The sequence below is a fragment of the Morganella sp. HMSC11D09 genome, assembly GCF_001807955.1.
GTDB classification, from domain to species: domain Bacteria; phylum Pseudomonadota; class Gammaproteobacteria; order Enterobacterales; family Enterobacteriaceae; genus Morganella; species Morganella morganii.
This window is the reverse complement of record NZ_KV791706.1, coordinates 1-18055: the sequence shown is the minus strand read 5'-3', so window position 1 is coordinate 18055 and position 18055 is coordinate 1. Positions and strand designations below refer to the sequence as shown.

Genomic DNA, 18055 nt, shown 5'->3' with positions numbered 1-18055 from the left:
TGTGGTTTTTAAGCGGATACCGTTTCAGGCGGCTGTCCCGGAAATCAGTGCCAGTCGTTATTACGGATCACACCCACTGCCAGACCTTCAACAGTAAAGTTCTGTTCCCGTAAATCCACCACGATCGGGCTGAATTCTTCGTTTTCAGCGTGCAGTTCAATCTTGCTGCCCACTTTCTTAAACCGTTTGACTGTCACTTCATCTTCGATACGGGCAACCACCACCTGGCCGTTATGCACGTCCTGGGTTTTATGCACCGCGAGTAAGTCACCGTCCATAATACCGATATCTTTCATTGACATACCATTTACCCGCAGCAGAAAATCTGCACTTGGTTTAAACAGCATCGGGTCAATCTGATAACGGCTTTCTATATGTTCCTGTGCTAATAAAGGCTCACCTGCGGCCACACGGCCTATTAGTGGTAAACCTTCATCCTCTTCTTCTTCCAGAAGCAGACGGATCCCCCGGGAGGCCCCGGAGACAATCTCAATGACGCCTTTACGCGCCAGGGCTTTCAGGTGCTCTTCCGCCGCATTCGGAGAGCGAAAACCCAGGCGTGCCGCAATTTCTGCACGCGTCGGTGGCATGCCCGTCTGCGAAATATGGTCACGAACAAGGTCATAAACCTGTTGCTGCCGTGCCGTCAGTGCTTTCATTTCGCCCCCTGTTTGTTTATACAGTCAGACTGTGAGTATATACAGGTATTCCGGGATTGGGAACCATAACATGAGGAAAATACGTGTTACGCCGCAGGTTTCACAAAAAATCGTCTGTTAAAGACGCAGGAACCAGCTGGTAAACAGCATAATCCAGACAAACAGCCCCAGTAATGCGGCGATAAATACTGCGGCGGACCCCATATCTTTGGCCCGGCCGGACAGTTCATGATATTCCGTACCGATACGGTCAACCACAGCCTCAATAGCGCTGTTGATAAGCTCAATCACTACCACCAGCACCACCGAACCAATCATCAGTACCCGCTCAACAGCGGTAAAAGAGAAAGCAAAGGCAATAACAATGGCCGGGATCAGCGTCAGCAATTCCTGACGGATAGCGGCTTCATTTTTCCATGCCGCAATGAGTCCTTTCTTTGAATAACCCGCCGCTTTAATTAATCGTATAAATCCGGTATTTTTTTTCATTTCTGTCACTGTAAATAATATGATTATCTGACTGATCGCCGCTATTTTTCCGCGATTTTATTGCTGCCGCAACACAGATCTGGCTTCGCCTTTCTGGTATGCTGAACGCGAATTGTCAACAAGAGGCTTCATACATTTATGTCACTTTGGCGTAAAATATACTATAACGTATTGAATTTACCATTAAAACTATTGGTAAAAAGCAAGCCGATCCCGACGGATCCGGTCAATGAGCTGGGGCTGGATACACAACGTCCGACACTCTATGTTCTTCCTTATCACTCTAAGGCTGACCTGCTGACACTGCGCCGTCAGTGTCTCGCACAGGGCATGCCGGATCCGCTGGAAGATAATGTCATCGGTAATACCACATTACCGGGCTATGTCTTTATCGATGACGGCCCGCGTGTGTTCCGTTATTACGCCCTGAATCCGCGTAAGGATTCCGTCCATATTTTCCACGCCTATCTGGATCTGCACCGCAATAATCCGGCGCTGGATATTCAGATGCTGCCGGTCTCTGTGATGTTCGGTCGTTCACCGGGCCGCGAGGGACACCACGGTGTGCCGCATCTGCGTCTGTTAAACGGGATCCAGAAATTTTTCGCCGTGCTCTGGCTGGGACGCGACAGTTTTGTCCGTTTCTCACAGCCGGTGTCCATGGGCGCAATGGCCTCTGAACACGGCACTGACACTATTATTGCTAATAAACTGGCCCGTGTCGCCCGTATTCACTTCTCGCGCCAGCGTATGGCCGCTATCGGCCCGAAACTGCCGGTGCGTCAGGAGCTGTTCAATAAGCTGCTGAAATCCAAAGCGATTGAAAAAGCCGTTGAAGATGAAGCGAAAGCCAAAAAAATCACCATTGAAAAAGCGCGTCAGAATGCCGTTTCCATGATGAACGAAGTGGCTGCTAACTTCACCTATGACGCTCTGCGCGTGGCTGATCGCGTTCTCGGCTGGACCTGGAACCGCCTCTATCAGGGACTGAATGTCCATAATGCGGAGCGGGTGCGCCAGCTGGCACAGGACGGCCATGAGATAGTGTATGTGCCCTGCCACCGCAGCCACATGGACTACCTGCTGCTCTCCTATGTGCTCTATCATCAGGGGCTGGTGCCGCCGCATATCGCCGCCGGGATTAACCTCAATTTCTGGCCGGCGGGACCGATTTTCCGCCGCCTCGGTGCTTTCTTTATCCGCCGCAGCTTCAAGGGCAACAAACTGTACTCCACCGTTTTCCGTGAATACCTGAGTGAGCTCTTCTCACGCGGTTATTCCATCGAGTACTTTGTCGAAGGCGGCCGTTCCCGTACCGGGCGTCTGCTGGAGCCGAAAACCGGCACATTATCGATGACGCTTCAGGCTATGCTGCGCGGTGACTCGCGACCTATCACCCTGGTGCCGGTCTATATCGGCTATGAGCATGTGATGGAAGTGGGTACTTACGCCAAAGAGCTGCGCGGTGCCACCAAGCAAAAAGAAGGTTTTATGCAGATGGTGCGCGGCCTGCGCAAACTGCGTAACCTCGGCCAGGGTTATGTGAACTTCGGGCAGCCGATTCCGCTGTCACAATACCTGACAAAACAGGTACCGGAATGGCGTGAGGCGATCGACCCGGTCGAGCCGCAGCGTCCGTCCTGGCTGACACCAACCGCAACATCTCTGGCTGATAACATTATGGTGAGCATCAATAATGCCGCCGCCGCGAATGCTATCAACCTGTGTACCACGGCTCTGCTGGCTTCCCGTCAGCGCGCACTGACCCGCGAACAGCTGATCGAACAGCTCGACTGCTATCTCCAGCTGCTGCGCAATGTGCCGTATTCCCCGGACAGCACCACCCCGGCGAAGAGTGCGGAAGAACTGCTGGAACACGCATTGCAGATGAACAAGTTCGAGGTTGAGAAAGACAGCCTAGGGGATATCATCATTCTGCCGCGTGAAAATGCGGTACTGATGACCTACTACCGGAATAACATTCTGCATATGCTGGTACTGCCGTCTCTGGTGACCAGTATCCTGATCCATCACCGCCGCGTCAGCACCGATACTCTGCGTGAACATGTCGGGATGATCTATCCGCTGCTGAAAGCCGAACTGTTTATGCGTTACAGTCAGGAAGAGCTGCCGGCGATCCTCGATACCATCATTGATGAACTGTGTCGTCAGCAATTAATCTGCCGCCGTGATGATAATATGCTGGTCATTAACCCGGCCCGTATCCGTCCGTTACAGCTGCTGGCAGCCGGGATCCGCGAGACATTACAGCGTTATGCGATCACCCTGTCGCTGCTGAATGCCACCCCGGAAATCAGCCGTTCGGCACTGGAAAAAGAGAGCCGGATGCTGGCACAGCGCCTGTCGGTTCTGCACGGTATCAACGCACCGGAATTCTTCGACAAAGCCGTGTTTGCCACCCTGGTCGGCACACTGCGTGAAGAAGGCTATATCAATGACAATGATGATGTGATTGAAGCCAACGCCGGAGAGTTCTACAACGTGCTGGCGGAGCTGATGTCACCGGAAGTCCGTCTGACTATCGAAAGTGTCAGCCTGGAGCCGGAAGAAGCTGTACCGGCAAAAAGTGACGACAGTAATCCGTCTGACTGACGCTGAGAACAAAAAAAGGAGACCGGATAACCAGTCTCCTTTTTTATTGCCGGTTATCTGCACTTACAGATAACTGACCAGCATGCCGAGAAACAGAATAAACCCGACATAGTTATTATTCATAAAGGCCTGAAAACACGGGTCGCGTTCGCGATCGGCCATCAGCCGCTGCTGATAGACAAATAACGCCCCGGCCAGCAGCAGGGACCAGTAGAAGATCCCGGACAGATTAACCATCAGCCCTATCCATAACAGCATCAAAATCATTACCAGCTGCAATATGCCGATAATCATCTTATCAAAGCGCCCGAACAGGATAGCCGTGGATTTCACGCCGATTTTCAGGTCGTCGTTGCGGTCCACCATCGCGTACTGAGTGTCATACACCACAGACCAGACAATATTGACCGCAAACAGCAGCCAGCACTCTGCCGGCAGCGATTCACTGACCGCCGCAAACGCCATCGGAATCGACCAGCCGAAAGCCGCGCCGAGCACCACCTGCGGCAGATGGCTGACCCGCTTCACAAACGGATACACCCAGGCCAGCGCCAGCCCGGCGACTGACAGCCAGATGGTCATCGTATTGAGCGTCAGTACCAGTCCGAATGACACCAGCACCAGTACCGCAAACAGAATTTTGGCTTCTTTTTCCGTGACATCACCGCGCGGCAGCGGACGGTTTTTGGTGCGTTCCACCGAGCCGTCAAATTTCCGGTCGGCGAAATCATTAATCACACAGCCGGCGGCTCGCATACTGAACACGCCAATGGTAAAGATGATCAGAATATGCCAGTCCGGGACACCCCGGGCCGCTATCCATAACGCCCAGTAGGTCGGCCAGAGCAGTAACAGTGAGCCAATCGGGCGGTCTGTCCGCATCAGACGGCTGTATGCCTGCCACTTGCTGCGTACCATGCTTCGTTCCACGTTATTCTTCTCCGAGATATTCACTTATGCGGGGTATGCCGGAGAGGCCGGCAGAAAAACTTCAGTCAGCAGCAGCGGTTTACCGGCCAGGCACAACCGCGAACAGCGGGCCCAGTGGGTTTCTGACAGCCCGAAGCGGATATAATCCCGCGTCAGACAACCGCTGGTAAAGAGATAGCGCCCGAGCGGCACATTTCCCATTTTCAGTAACTGCTGCTCTTCCCCTGTCAGCGTCTCCTCCGGTACCACTGTCCGGCCGGTCAGCCAGGGAACCCCGTCACCATATAACACCACCTCCCGTAACCAGTAGCGTGCACTGCCGGGCAGATGCATCTGCTCTTCTTCAGTCAGCGCTTCACGGGAGATATATTTTTCACAATACGGTTTTACCGTCACTTCATTGCAGTGCTGTTCAAAGCGCCGCGTCATTGACCCTAATTCTGATAACCAGTCCAGCACCCCGGCGGGGATCATTTCCGCATTATCAAACCAGCGGATGGGGGGTGTTATCACTGTTTGTGTCATGAATGTATCCGGTTATCAGGGGCATAATATGCGTTCTGATACACTTTAACAAAACCCGGCAGGAAATGAGCGCGTTACTGAAAATTTTTTGCTAAAAATAAAGCCGCTCTGCATTGTGCAGAGCGGCTTTGTTTATAAAACGCACGGTTAAAGTAAATTCAGCACTAACGCCAGTTTTTAAACCGGTTAATCAGGCCGTTGGTTGAGCTGTCGTGGCTCTCAACCGGCTTGTCACCCGCCAGTTCCGGCAGAATGCGGTTTGCCAGCTGTTTGCCCAGTTCGACGCCCCACTGATCAAACGTATAGATATTCATAATCACGCCCTGAACAAAAATCTTATGCTCATACATGGCGATCAGAGCCCCGAGGCTGAACGGAGTAATGGATTTCAGCAGGATGGAGTTGGTCGGGCGGTTACCCTCAAAGACTTTAAACGGCGCGACATAATCCATTTCAACCGGATTTTTGCCCTGTGCGGCAAACTCCGCATCCACCTGTTCACGGGTTTTGCCGAAGGCCAGTGCTTCGGTCTGCGCGAAGAAATTCGACAGCAGTTTACTGTGATGATCCCCCAGCGGATTATGGCTCTGAGCCGGTGCGATAAAATCACACGGGATCAGTTTGGTACCCTGATGGATCAGCTGATAAAACGCATGCTGCCCGTTGGTGCCGGGCTCACCCCAGATAACCGGACCGGTCTGATGAGAAACCACCTTACCGTTACGATCCACATATTTCCCGTTGGACTCCATATTGCCCTGCTGGAAATAGGCCGCAAAGCGGTGCATGTACTGATCATAAGGCAGAATTGCCTCTGTTTCCGCACCGAAGAAATTGTTGTACCACAGACCAATCAGCGCCAGCAGCACCGGAATATTCTGTGAGAATTCAGTTTCGGTGAAGTGCTTGTCCATGGCATACGCACCATCGAGCAACTGCGTGAAGTTGTCATAACCGACAGAGAGCACGATAGACAGACCAATCGCCGACCACAGGGAATAGCGCCCACCGACCCAGTCCCAGAACTCAAACATATTGGCGGTATCAATACCAAACTCAGCTACTGCATCCGCATTAGTGGACAGCGCGGCAAAGTGCTTCGCCACATGCGCCGGGTCTTTGGCCGCCGCCAGGAACCAGTCACGCGCGGAATGGGCGTTAGTCATGGTTTCCTGGGTGGTAAAAGTTTTGGAGGCGATCAGAAACAGTGTGGTTTCCGGATCCAGCGCTTTCAGGGTTTCGGCGATATGAGTACCGTCAACATTAGAGACAAAATGCATGCCCAGATGATTTTTATACGGACGCAGCGCCTCTGTCACCATATAAGGGCCGAGATCAGAGCCGCCGATACCGATATTCACCACATCGGTAATCGGCCTGCCGGTATAGCCTTTCCACTCCCCGCTGATGATCCGCTCACTGAACACGCGCATTTTTTCCAGCACGGCGCGAACCTCTGGCATCACATCCTGCCCGTCAGTCATCACCGGGGTATTGTCACGGTGGCGCAGCGCGGTGTGCAGAACCGCACGGTTTTCTGTCCGGTTGATCTTCTCACCGGAAAACATACTGCGGACAGCCCCACGCACATCACACTCTTCAGCCAGTGCCAGCAGCTTATCAAGCGTTTCCTGTGTGATACGGTTTTTGGAATAATCCACCAGCATTTCTTCGCCGAACGTGGCAGAAAAACGGCTGAACCGGTCGTTATCCTGCGCAAATAAGTCGCGGAGATGCACAGTTTTCATTGTGTCGTAATGCTGTTCCAGCGCCTTCCAGGCCGCAGTATCAGTGGGGTTAATATTTTTCATTGCAGCTCTCTTTTCATTGAAAACCAAAACTGAATCGTGTCAACAAAGTGTACTCTGTCCTGACGATAAAGGTGTTATGCATCTGTCATTCCGTGATATTGCTCAAAAAACAGAAACAAAACCAGCGCCGGAACCGAATATCGCAAAAAACGATAATTTGCCTGTCATTATGAAAGATATTGATTATCCGTTAATCAATATTGACTCATTCCGGCAATCCCGATAATTCTATCAGTGTAACACAGCTCACATTTTTCACTTTACGGGATAAGGGAATTCATTATGGCGTCAGTATCTTCCGCGCCTGCTCAGCAGGTCATCGCAAAATTCGGTGGTACCAGTGTGGCAAATTATGACGCCATGCAGAAAAGTGCCGGGGTCGTTCTGCAGACCCCCGGTGTGGCACTGGTGGTGTTATCCGCCTCCGCCGGGATCACCAATGCATTAATCGAATTAGCTCAGGGATGCCCGCGCGCGCAACGTGAAAAATGTCTGAAACAGGTTCGTGACACACAATATGAAATCCTGTCCCGTCTGCCGGAGAACACAGCGGTGCACAATGAGATTGACCGCCTGCTGGGCAATATCACCACCTTATCGGATGCAGCGGCACTGGCAACCTCCAGCGCTCTGGTGGATGAGATTGTCAGTCATGGTGAGATTATGTCGACGCTGCTGTTTACCGAAGTGCTCCGCGAGCAGGGCGCACAGGCTCAATGGTTTGATGTCCGTGAGGTCATGCAGACAGATGACTGCTTCGGCCGGGCTGAACCGGATACCGCTGTGCTGCGCACGCGCTGTGATCAGCTCCTTGCCCCGCGTCTGTCACAGGGCCCGGTTATCACCCAGGGATTTATCGGCCGCGAAGCCGCAGGGCGCACCACCACGCTCGGACGCGGCGGCAGTGATTACACTGCGGCACTGCTGGCGGAAGCGCTCGGCTGCCAGCGTGTGGATATCTGGACGGATGTGCCGGGGATCTACACCACGGATCCGCGCATTGTCCCGGATGCCTATCCGATTGATCATATTACCTTTGATGAAGCGACGGAAATGGCGAACTTCGGGGCGAAAATCCTGCATCCGGCCACTTTGCTGCCTGCCGTGCGCAGCGGAATCCCGGTGTTTGTCGGCTCCAGCAAAGAGAGCGGCGCGGGCGGCACACTGGTGTGTGATAATGACCCGAATCCGCCGCTGTTCCGCGCCCTGACATTACGCCGCCAGCAAACCCTGCTGACACTGCACAGCCTGAAAATGCTGCATGCGCGCGGCTTTCTGGCGGAAATCTTCACGATTCTCTCCCGCCATAATATTTCCGTGGATGTGATCACCACGTCAGAAGTCAGTATCGCCCTGACGCTGGATACCGTCGGTTCCACACACACTAACGGAACATTGCTCAGTGATGAGCTGACCGCCGAGTTGTCTGCACTGTGCCGTATTGAAGTGGAGCAGAATCTGGCACTGGTCGCGGTTATCGGTAATGAACTGACCCGTGCACACGGCTTGGGCAAAACGATTTTCAGCGCCCTTGAGCCGTTTAACATCCGCATGATCAGTTATGGTGCAAGCGGACACAACATGTGCCTGCTGGTTCCCGGCAATGATGCCGAAGATATCATCCGCGCCCTTCACCGCGATCTGTTCTGACCCCCGCCTTTTCAGATAAAAAAACGCCTGACGTGGTCAGCGTCAGGCGATTAATCACACGAAACAGAGATCAACATGAAACACAAGTGACGAGTATTGCCGATACATGCATACCGTATACTGTCCGCTGTATAACGATATTGAAGCTCCCAATATGAAGAAGAGTAAGACGATCACGGGAGGAAATATAAATAACAGTGAATTATTTATCGCTATTAATCATATCCCTCATGAAAAATTATACGGTAACCAGCCGACCTTTCCATTAATAAAACTCACATTTACACAAAACAATATAAATAATTTTTATCAATAACCATCAGAGTTATTTATACTGTTCTTAATTGCCAACTATGTATTACTGCTTCAATAATAATTAATTTTATTTACCAGTTTCGGAAGTAACAATTCATATCTGGTGTTATTCTTGCGTAACAAAAATTACTGAATCATCAGCAAACCTGATAACCGCCGTGTTCTGCCGCGAATAAATTAAACTCACGCCAGCCTCTCAGGGCATATTCCAGTGTTTTGTGACTGATTTTGCACAGTGATGCGATATTACTGACCACCATATTGTTATCTTCCAGCATGTGATCAGTCAGAACACCGGCAATAAGCAGGCATTCTTCCGGCATGATCCGCCAGGCATCCTGTGTGGCAAATTTATGGACAGGCACATACCCCTCTTTCGGGCTGCGCCGGCTCAGCAGCGCCAGTTCATCGGCTCTCGCCTGTTTAAAGGCGGCGATTTCATCCGGTGACGGTACCGGTTCCGGCAGTTGCTGCTGATATAAGAAGTGATAGACCTCTGACGCCCGGGCGGGTGTCAGCTCGCTTTTCAGCCAGATTCGGTTAAAACAGTCATCATCCAGCACATCATCGGTATCCAGGATATCCGTGATCTGCATGATATTCAGTGCAGCGTTGAGGATACTCTCATCCAATTCATAATAATGAGGCTGATCTGCTTTCGGCAGCGAATACGCGGGCAGGCACCCGGCAGGTAAAGCATCCTGAATATAGAAACGGTACATTGTCTCATCACTCCCTTTTATGGCTGAATCTGATATGCCCGGTCACGGCTGTTATCAGCCATAGTACGGGAAAATTACTTATCTATAAATGGGGATGAAAAAAACAATGACAAGAGCAGGCTGTCACATTGCGTGATAATTGAGAAAACGATTGAAAGGATCCCGGCCGGTTATCCTGTTTTATTTCAGATTATGGTGTGGTGTCCGGTGAAATATCCACAGGGAGTATGATTTCACAGACCACCGGGACAATGACATCTGCAGTTCTGTCAAAAGGTAAAGGCTCTCCGGGACGAAAACAGGTAACCTGAACGTTTTTTTCCTGCACCTCTGACGGCTGGCATAGCACAGGGCAGCCCGGTAACCGCTTTTTGCTGATGCACGTCGCGCCATCCAGCATGATGGCTCTGTGTTGCAGGGTCATAGTGCATGGCAGATCAGTCTCCGCCCGGCAGTTACCGGCGAATGCGCTGCATAATACAAAAGTGGCAGATATAATTAACGGCCTGAAAACGGGGAGTGTCATATCACCTCCCCGGCCCGGCCGTCAGCAATGATAAATACTGAATTCATACGGTTCTCCTTCTGTTCTGATAATGGCGTACAGTGATACAGCGGAATTCACTATACGCAGAACAGTACCCGGTGGTTAACGCAAACCGGGACAGGAGACTGACATGCGATAATACTCAGTCTTCCGGATCATACCCCAGGTTCGGGGCCAGCCAGCGCTCAAGCTCTTTCACCGGCATACCTTTGCGGGCGGCATAATCCTCAATCTGATCTCTCTGGATCTGAGCCACCGCAAAATAGCGGCTCTGCGGATGACTGAAATACCAGCCGGATACCGATGCCCCCGGCCACATAGCATAAGATTCCGTCAGCCGCATGCCGGTATGACTTTCAACATCCAGCAGTTCCCAGATTTTGCTTTTCTCCGTATGTTCCGGGCAGGCCGGATAGCCGGGTGCAGGGCGGATCCCCTGATAGTTTTCACGGATCAGCGAGTCATTATCCAGGTTTTCATCCGGACTGTAGCCCCAGATGGTTTTACGCACCTGCTCATGCAGATACTCCGCAAACCCTTCCGCCAGCCGGTCAGCGAGGGCTTTCACCATGATTTTATTGTAATCATCGTGTGCCGCATCAAACTGAGCTGCCAGTGTATCCTCCTCCAGCCCGCCGGTGACAGCAAAGGCTCCGAGATAATCCGGAATTCCCGGTGGTGCGACAAAATCCGCCAGGCAGGCATTCGGGAAATCATCTTTCTTCTGTGTCTGCTGGCGCAGATGACAACTGTATAACAGCACCTCTTCGCGGGATTCGTCACGGTAAACCGCAATATCATCGCCGATCCGGTTAGCCGGGAAAATCCCCGCCACGCCACGCGGTGTCAGTGCGCCGGTTCTGTCCAGCTCATCCAGCATCGCGTTTGCCTCTTTAAACAGGCGGCGGGCTTCTTCACCAACGACATCATCTTCCAGAATACGCGGGTATTTTCCGGCCAGCGACCAGGTCATAAAGAAAGGTGTCCAGTCAATATAACGGCGCAGTACCGAAATCGGTGCAGTGACGGTTTTCACGCCGGTAAATGCCGGGCGCGGCGGCGTATAATTATCCCAGTCCGCCGCAAACGCATTTGCCCGCGCCTGTGCGAGTGTCACCGGTGCTGAGCGCGGCTGACGGCGGGCATACTGGTCGCGGACAACCTCATATTCTTTACGGGTGCGGGCAACAAATTCATCCCGTTGTTTATCTGACAATAACGCCGCCACGACCCCGACCGTCCGTGAGGCATTCTGTACATAGGTTACCGGGCCGCTGTAATTCGGTTCAATTTTCACCGCCGTATGAGCTTTGGATGTGGTGGCACCGCCGATCAGCAGCGGCAGGGAAAATCCCTGACGCTCCATCTCTTTGGCTACATGTACCATTTCATCCAGTGACGGCGTGATAAGCCCGGACAGCCCGATAATATCGACTTTTTCCTCAATAGCCGTGCGGAGAATTGTTTCACAGGGCACCATCACCCCGAGATCGATAATTTCATAGTTATTACACTGCAATACCACGCCGACGATATTCTTGCCGATATCATGCACATCGCCTTTGACTGTCGCCAGCAGGACTTTCCCGGCACTGGAGCCGCTGGTTTTCGCTGCCTGAATATAAGGTTCCAGATACGCCACCGCCTGTTTCATCACCCGCGCGGATTTCACCACCTGCGGCAGAAACATTTTTCCCTCACTGAACAGATCACCGACCACATTCATGCCGTTCATCAGCGGGCCTTCGATCACTTCAATCGGGCTGTCAGCCCGCAGACGGGCGGCTTCGGTATCCTCAACAATAAATTCCGTGATCCCTTTCACCAGCGCATATTCCAGACGCTTTTCCACATCCCACCCGCGCCATTCCGCGAGCTGCGGCTGATCATTTTCCCCTTTGCTGCCGCGATATTCTTCTGCCAGCGCCAGCAGCCGGTCAGTGGCATCCTCGCGGCGGTTCAGGATCACATCTTCCACCGCATCACGCAGTGCAGCCGGTAAATCATCATAAATGGCCAGTTGCCCGGCATTCACAATCCCCATATCCATGCCGTTACGGATAGCGTAATAGAGGAAAACGGCGTGAATCGCTTCCCGTACCGGATCATTTCCGCGGAACGAGAAAGAGACGTTGGAGACCCCGCCGGAGATCAGTGCATGGGGCAGTGTCGCTTTGATATCCTTACAGGCTTCAATAAAATCAACGGCATAATTGTTATGCTCAGGAATACCGGTTGCCACCGCAAAAATATTCGGGTCAAAAATAATATCTTCCGGCGGGAATCCCACCTGCTCAGTCAGAATGCAGTAAGCCCGCTGACAAATTTCTGTCTTGCGCTGCCGGGTATCCGCCTGGCCGGTTTCATCAAAGGCCATCACAATCACGGCAGCGCCGTAACGCAGCACTTTTTTGGCATGATCGATAAAGGCTGCCTCTCCCTCTTTCAGGGAAATCGAGTTCACAATGCCTTTACCCTGGATACATTTCAGCCCGGCCTCGATCACCTCCCATTTTGAGGAGTCGATCATAATCGGTACGCGGGCAATATCCGGCTCACCGGAAATCATATTCAGGAAACGCACCATGGCCGCCTGTGAATCCAGCATGCCCTCATCCATGTTGATATCAATAATCTGTGCGCCGTTCTCCACCTGGTTACGGGCAATATCCAATGCTTCCTGGTAATTACCTTCTTTAATCAGCCGCTTAAACCGTGCGGAGCCGGTGATATTGGTTCTCTCCCCCACGTTGACGAACAGGGAATTCTCATCGATGGTCAGCGGCTCCAGCCCCGCCAGACGGCAGGCCACAGGGCGATCAGGAATAACACGCGGCGGAATATCCGCTACCGCCTGCGCGATTGCACGGATATGGTCAGGCGTGGTGCCGCAGCAGCCACCGACAATATTCACCAAACCGGACTGTGCCCACTCACTGATATAGCCCGCCATATTGGCGGCATCCAGGTCATAACCGCCGAACGCATTCGGCAGACCGGCATTCGGGTGAGTACTGACATAACAATCCGCGATACGGGACAGCTCCGCCACATACTGGCGCAGTTCAGCAGGCCCCAGCGCACAGTTCAGCCCGAAAGAGATCGGGCGGATGTGTCTCATGGAGTTATAAAAGGCTTCAGTTGTCTGACCGGTCAGTGTCCGGCCGGAGGCATCAGTGATCGTACCGGAAAGCATCACCGGCAATTTAATCCCCAGCGCCTCAAACTCGGTTTCAACAGCGTAAATCGCCGCCTTGGCATTCAGGGTATCGAAGATTGTTTCGATCATAATGATATCAGCCCCGCCGCGGACCAGTGCCCGCACAGAGCTGCGGTATGCCTCAACCAGCGCATCATAGGATACATTGCGGTAAGCCGGATCATTCACATCGGGGGAGATTGACGCCGTCCGGTTGGTCGGCCCCAGAATCCCGGCCACATAGCGGGGTTTCTCCGGCGTTTTGCGCGTCCATTCATCGGCACATTCCCGCGCCAGTTTCGCGGCAGCTTCATTGATTTCATCAGACAGGGACTCCATCTGATAATCCGCCATGGAAATAACCGTGGAGTTAAAACTGTTGGTTTCAATAATATCCGCGCCGGCTCCCAGATAGGCGTGATGGATCTCGCGGATAATATCCGGCTGCGTAATGGATAACAGATCGTTATTTCCTTTCAGATCCACCGGCCAGTCAGCAAAACGCTCACCGCGGTATTCCTTTTCGTTCAGTGCATAGCGCTGGATCATTGTTCCCATCGCACCATCAAGAATCAGGATCCGTTGATTAAGCGATTTTTTTAATACACTGAATTTATTATCCATTTATCTGACTCCGCTCTGCAATGCCCGTTTAAATAGCCGTCTGAACGTCTATACTACCACAACTTTCCCTGAGTGCATTAACGTGCAACCTGAGCGTTTTTCATGTTGCTGTGATCCGCAGAGGTACTCAACCCTCTTTTTCTGATTATTCGATCCGCGCCGAAAGCTTTCTCGTTTCAGCTAAATTTGAGGTGGATCATATTCAGGAAAGAGAATTGCTCATAAAAGTTGCAATCCGTTGCTGATCTATGCCAATGTTACCGGTAACAAACGAATTAATGATACTGCAGCAGGCAGATAATCAGCACGGAGCCATGACTATGACACATTCTGCGTACCCGCCGGTTCATCCGCGACTTTCAGAAATTACCGCCCGTATTACGGCGCGTTCCCGTGTATCCCGTGCCCGGTATCTGGAAAAAATCAGCGCCGCACGCAGTAAAACCGTTCATCGTGCCCAGCTTGCCTGCGGTAACCTGGCGCATGGCTTTGCCGCCTGCCAGCCGGATGAGAAACAACAGTTACGCAATATGGCGCATAATGATATTGCAATCATCACTGCTTACAATGACATGTTGTCGGCACATAAGCCGTATGAATTTTATCCGGCACAAATTAAAGCTGCACTGCACAGCGTGGGTGCCATCGGCCAGGTTGCCGGCGGGGTTCCCGCCATGTGTGACGGCGTGACCCAGGGGCAGGATGGTATGGAGCTGTCCCTGCTGAGCCGTGATGTGATTGCCATGTCTGCCGCTGTCGGGCTTTCCCACAATATGTTTGACGGCGCACTTTACCTCGGGATCTGCGATAAAATCGTCCCGGGGATGATGATGGCGGCACTCTCTTTCGGGCATCTGCCGTCCGTATTTATTCCGGCGGGTCCTATGACCAGCGGTCTGCCGAATAAAGAAAAAGTACATGTCCGTCAGTTATTTGCTGAAGGAAAAGTTGATCGCCGGGCACTGCTGGATGCAGAAGCGGCCTCTTATCATTCAGCCGGAACCTGTACCTTTTACGGCACCGCCAATTCCAATCAGATGGTGATGGAAATCATGGGGCTGCATCTGCCGGGCGCGTCCTTTGTTCATCCTGATACCCCGCTGCGTACCGCACTGACGGATGCCGCTGCCTGCCAGGTTGTCCGCTTTACTGAAAACAGCGGCAATTATCTGCCGGTCGGGCAACTGGTGGATGAAAAAGTCATCGTTAACGGCATAGTCGGTTTGCTGGCAACAGGGGGTTCCACCAATCTGACCATGCACCTTATCGCAATGGCCGCTGCGGCCGGGATCATCATCAACTGGGATGATTTTTCTGAGCTGTCGGACATTATCCCGCTCCTCAGCCGGATCTACCCGAATGGCCCGGCAGATATCAACCAGTTCCATGCCGCAGGCGGGTTACAGCTGATTATCCGTGAGCTGCTCAGCCTGGGGCTGCTGCATGAAGATGTTCATACTGTCGCCGGTTTCGGCTTATCCCGTTATACACAGGAACCGTGGCTGGATAACGGTGAACTGAAATGGCGGGAAGGCGCGCTCAGCTCGCTTGATGACAGTGTGATTGCATCCGGAAATACACCGTTTTCGTCTCACGGCGGTACCAAAGTGCTAACCGGAAATCTCGGACGTGCGGTGATGAAAACCTCGGCAGTGCCTGCCGATAATCAGATTATTGAAGCCCCGGCCATCGTGTTTAACAGCCAGCATGATATCGTGCCCGCGTTTGAGGCCGGAAAACTGAACAAAGATTGTGTGGTGGTGGTACGTTTCCAGGGGCCGCAGGCCAACGGGATGCCGGAACTGCACAAACTGATGCCGCCGCTGGGCGTGCTGATGGATAAAGGCTACCGGGTGGCCCTGGTCACCGACGGCCGTTTGTCCGGTGCATCCGGCAAAGTGCCTTCCGCTATTCACGTTACCCCGGAAGCGTATACCGGCGGGCTGCTGACCAAAGTCCGCGACGGCGATATGATCCGGGTGAACGGGCAGACCGGCGAGCTGATGCTGCTTGTTGATGAGGCTGTTCTGGCAGAACGTGAAAGTGTCATTCCTGACCTCAGCGCAGAGCGGGACGGCTCAGGCCGTGAATTATTCAGTGCATTACGCACGCAACTCTCAGGTGCGGAAGAAGGCGCCTGCTGTATCCGTTTTTATAAAAGTGAGAATGACGATGAATGATCAGATGTTAAGTGCGCAATCCGTTTTAAATGCAGGACCGGTTGTGCCTGTCATTGTTATCCGTGAGCTGCATCAGGCAGTACCGCTGGCCCGTGCACTGGTCGCAGGCGGGATCCGCGTTCTGGAAGTCACACTGCGTACAGAGTGTGCAATTGAAGCTATCCGCGCCATTGCGGAAGAAGTGCCGGAAGCGATTGTCGGTGCGGGTACCGTGATTAATCCGGAGCAACTGAAAGCCGTCACTGACGCCGGTGCACAGTTTGCTATCAGCCCCGGTCTGACAGAATCTCTGTTACAGGCAGCCGATCAGGGCTCCATTCCGCTGATCCCGGGGATCGCCACCGTTTCCGAGCTGATGGCTGGTATAGCTTACGGACTGAAAAATTTTAAATTCTTCCCGGCAGAAGCAAACGGTGGAGTGAAAGCGCTGAAAGCTATCTCCGGCCCTTTCCCGGATATCCGTTTCTGCCCGACCGGCGGGATCTCCCTGAATAACTACCGGGATTATCTCGCGCTCAGCAGTGTGGCCTGTGTCGGCGGCTCATGGCTGGTGCCGGAAGATGCACTCTGTGGCGGAGACTATGATCGTATTACTGCACTGGCGGCGCAAGCTGTGGCCGGTGCCGCTGCATAAGACATCGTGAATTAAGTCTGCCTTTTGCCACCGTTCGCGGTGGCTTTTTTTTATCAGTCCGCCGTCGGATTCATCACACTCAGGTCATACGGTGTTATCTGATAAACACAATAATTCAGCCAGTTAGCATAAAGCAGATGACCATGTCCGCGCCAGCTGGATACCGGTGTTTTCGACGGGTCGTTATCCGGAAAATAGTTCACCGGGATAGCAGGATCCAGCCCCGCATCCGAGTCACGCTGATATTCTCCCGCCAATGTATCCGCGTCATATTCCGCATGGCCGGTCACATAGACCTGACGCTTGTCTTTACTGGCAAACAGATAGGCTCCGGCTTCTTCAGAAGCGGCCAGGATATCAAGATCGGTGTTTTCACGGATCATCGCTTCAGGAAATGCCGCATAGCGGGAGTGAGGCGCAGAAAACTGCCCGTCAAACCCCCTGGTCAGCAGCGCATGCGGCATAAGTGTAGTGTGGGTATACACCCCGGAGATTTTTTCCGGCAGCGTTTGTTTCGGGATATTGTAAAGCGTGTTCAGCCCCGCCTGTACCGCCCAGCAGACAAAAAGTGTTGATGTAACATGTGTCTGTGACCAGCGGATAATCTCATCCAGTTCCGGCCAGTAATCCACATCCTGAAATTCAACCAGACCGAGTGGTGCACCGGTGATCACCAGACCATCAAAATTCTGTTCTTTTATATCATCAAAGTCACAATAAAAGGCATCCAGATGCGCCTTGGGTGTGTTCTTTGATTCATGGTGACTGATACGCAGCAGTTGAATATCAACCTGAAGCGGTGTGTTGGAGAGCAGACGCAGAAATTGCAGTTCTGTTTCAATCTTTTTAGGCATCAGATTTAAAAACAGCACTTTCAGTGGCCGTATATCCTGAAATTGTGCCCGTGATGATGTCATCACAAAGATATTTTCATCACGCAGATCAGTGACAGCAGGAAGTTCATCAGGGATACGGATTGGCATAGCGGCGGGCTCTCCTTGTTATTTTAGACATCCGGACATCCAAAACTAACGAAAAAGAGAGGTTCTGTCGAGGAAAAAACAGCAAGGTGAATTTATTTCATACAAAAAACAAAACCCCGATAGTTTCCTATCGGGGTTAATGTTTGTTGGCGGAACGGACGGGACTCGAACCCG

The 18055-nt window shown here is 52.4% G+C and carries 13 protein-coding genes; 4 read left to right on the top strand and 9 right to left on the bottom strand.

Annotated elements, in window-relative coordinates; genetic code table 11:
- Nucleotides 1-44: 44 nt before the first annotated feature.
- Nucleotides 45-659, bottom strand: coding sequence for a transcriptional repressor LexA (gene lexA / locus HMPREF3119_RS15180; RefSeq protein WP_004238270.1), 615 nt, complete (start codon nt 657-659; stop codon nt 45-47).
- Between the two features lie 117 nt (nt 660-776).
- A complete protein-coding gene (locus tag HMPREF3119_RS15175; protein WP_070580203.1) occupies nt 777-1148 on the bottom strand; it encodes a diacylglycerol kinase in 372 nt (123 codons plus the stop codon).
- Between the two features lie 138 nt (nt 1149-1286).
- Here HMPREF3119_RS15175 and plsB point away from each other — a divergent pair, with 138 nt between their 5' ends.
- Nucleotides 1287-3761 carry a glycerol-3-phosphate 1-O-acyltransferase PlsB gene (plsB, locus tag HMPREF3119_RS15170; RefSeq protein ID WP_015422417.1) on the top strand — a complete coding sequence of 825 codons (2475 nt, stop codon included), beginning with the start codon at nt 1287-1289 and terminating at the stop codon, nt 3759-3761.
- Nucleotides 3762-3824: 63 nt separating this feature from the next.
- Here the strand turns inward: plsB and ubiA are convergent, their stop codons facing one another.
- From ubiA to pgi, 3 genes are all read right to left on the bottom strand, one after another.
- Nucleotides 3825-4679: a 4-hydroxybenzoate octaprenyltransferase gene (gene ubiA / locus HMPREF3119_RS15165; RefSeq protein ID WP_004238273.1), complete on the bottom strand. Its 855-nt coding sequence runs from the start codon at nt 4677-4679 to the stop codon at nt 3825-3827.
- 36 nt (nt 4680-4715) lie between these two features.
- Entirely contained in the window at nt 4716-5216 is a 501-nt protein-coding gene (gene ubiC, locus HMPREF3119_RS15160; RefSeq protein WP_004241531.1) for a chorismate lyase, read from the bottom strand.
- Between the two features lie 164 nt (nt 5217-5380).
- Nucleotides 5381-7027, bottom strand: coding sequence for a glucose-6-phosphate isomerase (gene pgi, locus HMPREF3119_RS15155; protein ID WP_036418957.1), 1647 nt, complete (start codon nt 7025-7027; stop codon nt 5381-5383).
- A 282-nt stretch (nt 7028-7309) separates the two neighbouring features.
- On the opposite strand from pgi, the gene lysC reads away from it, so the two are divergent.
- Nucleotides 7310-8677 (top strand): lysine-sensitive aspartokinase 3, encoded by a 1368-nt coding sequence (gene lysC, locus HMPREF3119_RS15150; RefSeq protein ID WP_036418961.1) that lies wholly within the window; start codon nt 7310-7312, stop codon nt 8675-8677.
- Nucleotides 8678-9129: 452 nt separating this feature from the next.
- Here lysC and HMPREF3119_RS15140 read toward each other — a convergent pair whose 3' ends face one another.
- The 3 genes from HMPREF3119_RS15140 to metH all read right to left on the bottom strand — a co-directional run bounded on the left by HMPREF3119_RS15140 (nt 9130) and on the right by metH (nt 14084).
- Nucleotides 9130-9714: a hypothetical protein gene (locus HMPREF3119_RS15140; protein ID WP_004238280.1), complete on the bottom strand. Its 585-nt coding sequence runs from the start codon at nt 9712-9714 to the stop codon at nt 9130-9132.
- A 190-nt stretch (nt 9715-9904) separates the two neighbouring features.
- Nucleotides 9905-10240, bottom strand: a complete 336-nt coding sequence (locus HMPREF3119_RS15135) for a hypothetical protein (RefSeq protein WP_036418964.1) — start codon at nt 10238-10240, stop codon at nt 9905-9907.
- Nucleotides 10241-10403: 163 nt separating this feature from the next.
- On the bottom strand, nt 10404-14084 hold the full coding sequence (gene metH / locus HMPREF3119_RS15130; RefSeq protein ID WP_070580199.1) for a methionine synthase: 3681 nt from the start codon (nt 14082-14084) through the stop codon (nt 10404-10406).
- Between the two features lie 314 nt (nt 14085-14398).
- Between metH and edd the strand changes: the two genes are divergently transcribed.
- Entirely contained in the window at nt 14399-16264 is a 1866-nt protein-coding gene (gene edd, locus HMPREF3119_RS15125) for a phosphogluconate dehydratase (protein WP_062773581.1), read from the top strand.
- The gene (locus HMPREF3119_RS15120; protein WP_004238284.1) at nt 16257-16898 is read left to right on the top strand and encodes a bifunctional 4-hydroxy-2-oxoglutarate aldolase/2-dehydro-3-deoxy-phosphogluconate aldolase; all 642 of its coding nucleotides are present in this window, start codon (nt 16257-16259) and stop codon (nt 16896-16898) included. The genes edd and HMPREF3119_RS15120 overlap by 8 nt, the downstream gene beginning before the upstream one ends.
- Nucleotides 16899-16951: 53 nt before the next feature.
- Here HMPREF3119_RS15120 and metA read toward each other — a convergent pair whose 3' ends face one another.
- Nucleotides 16952-17881 (bottom strand): homoserine O-acetyltransferase MetA, encoded by a 930-nt coding sequence (gene metA, locus HMPREF3119_RS15115; protein ID WP_004238285.1) that lies wholly within the window; start codon nt 17879-17881, stop codon nt 16952-16954.
- Between the last annotated feature and the right edge of the window lie 174 nt (nt 17882-18055).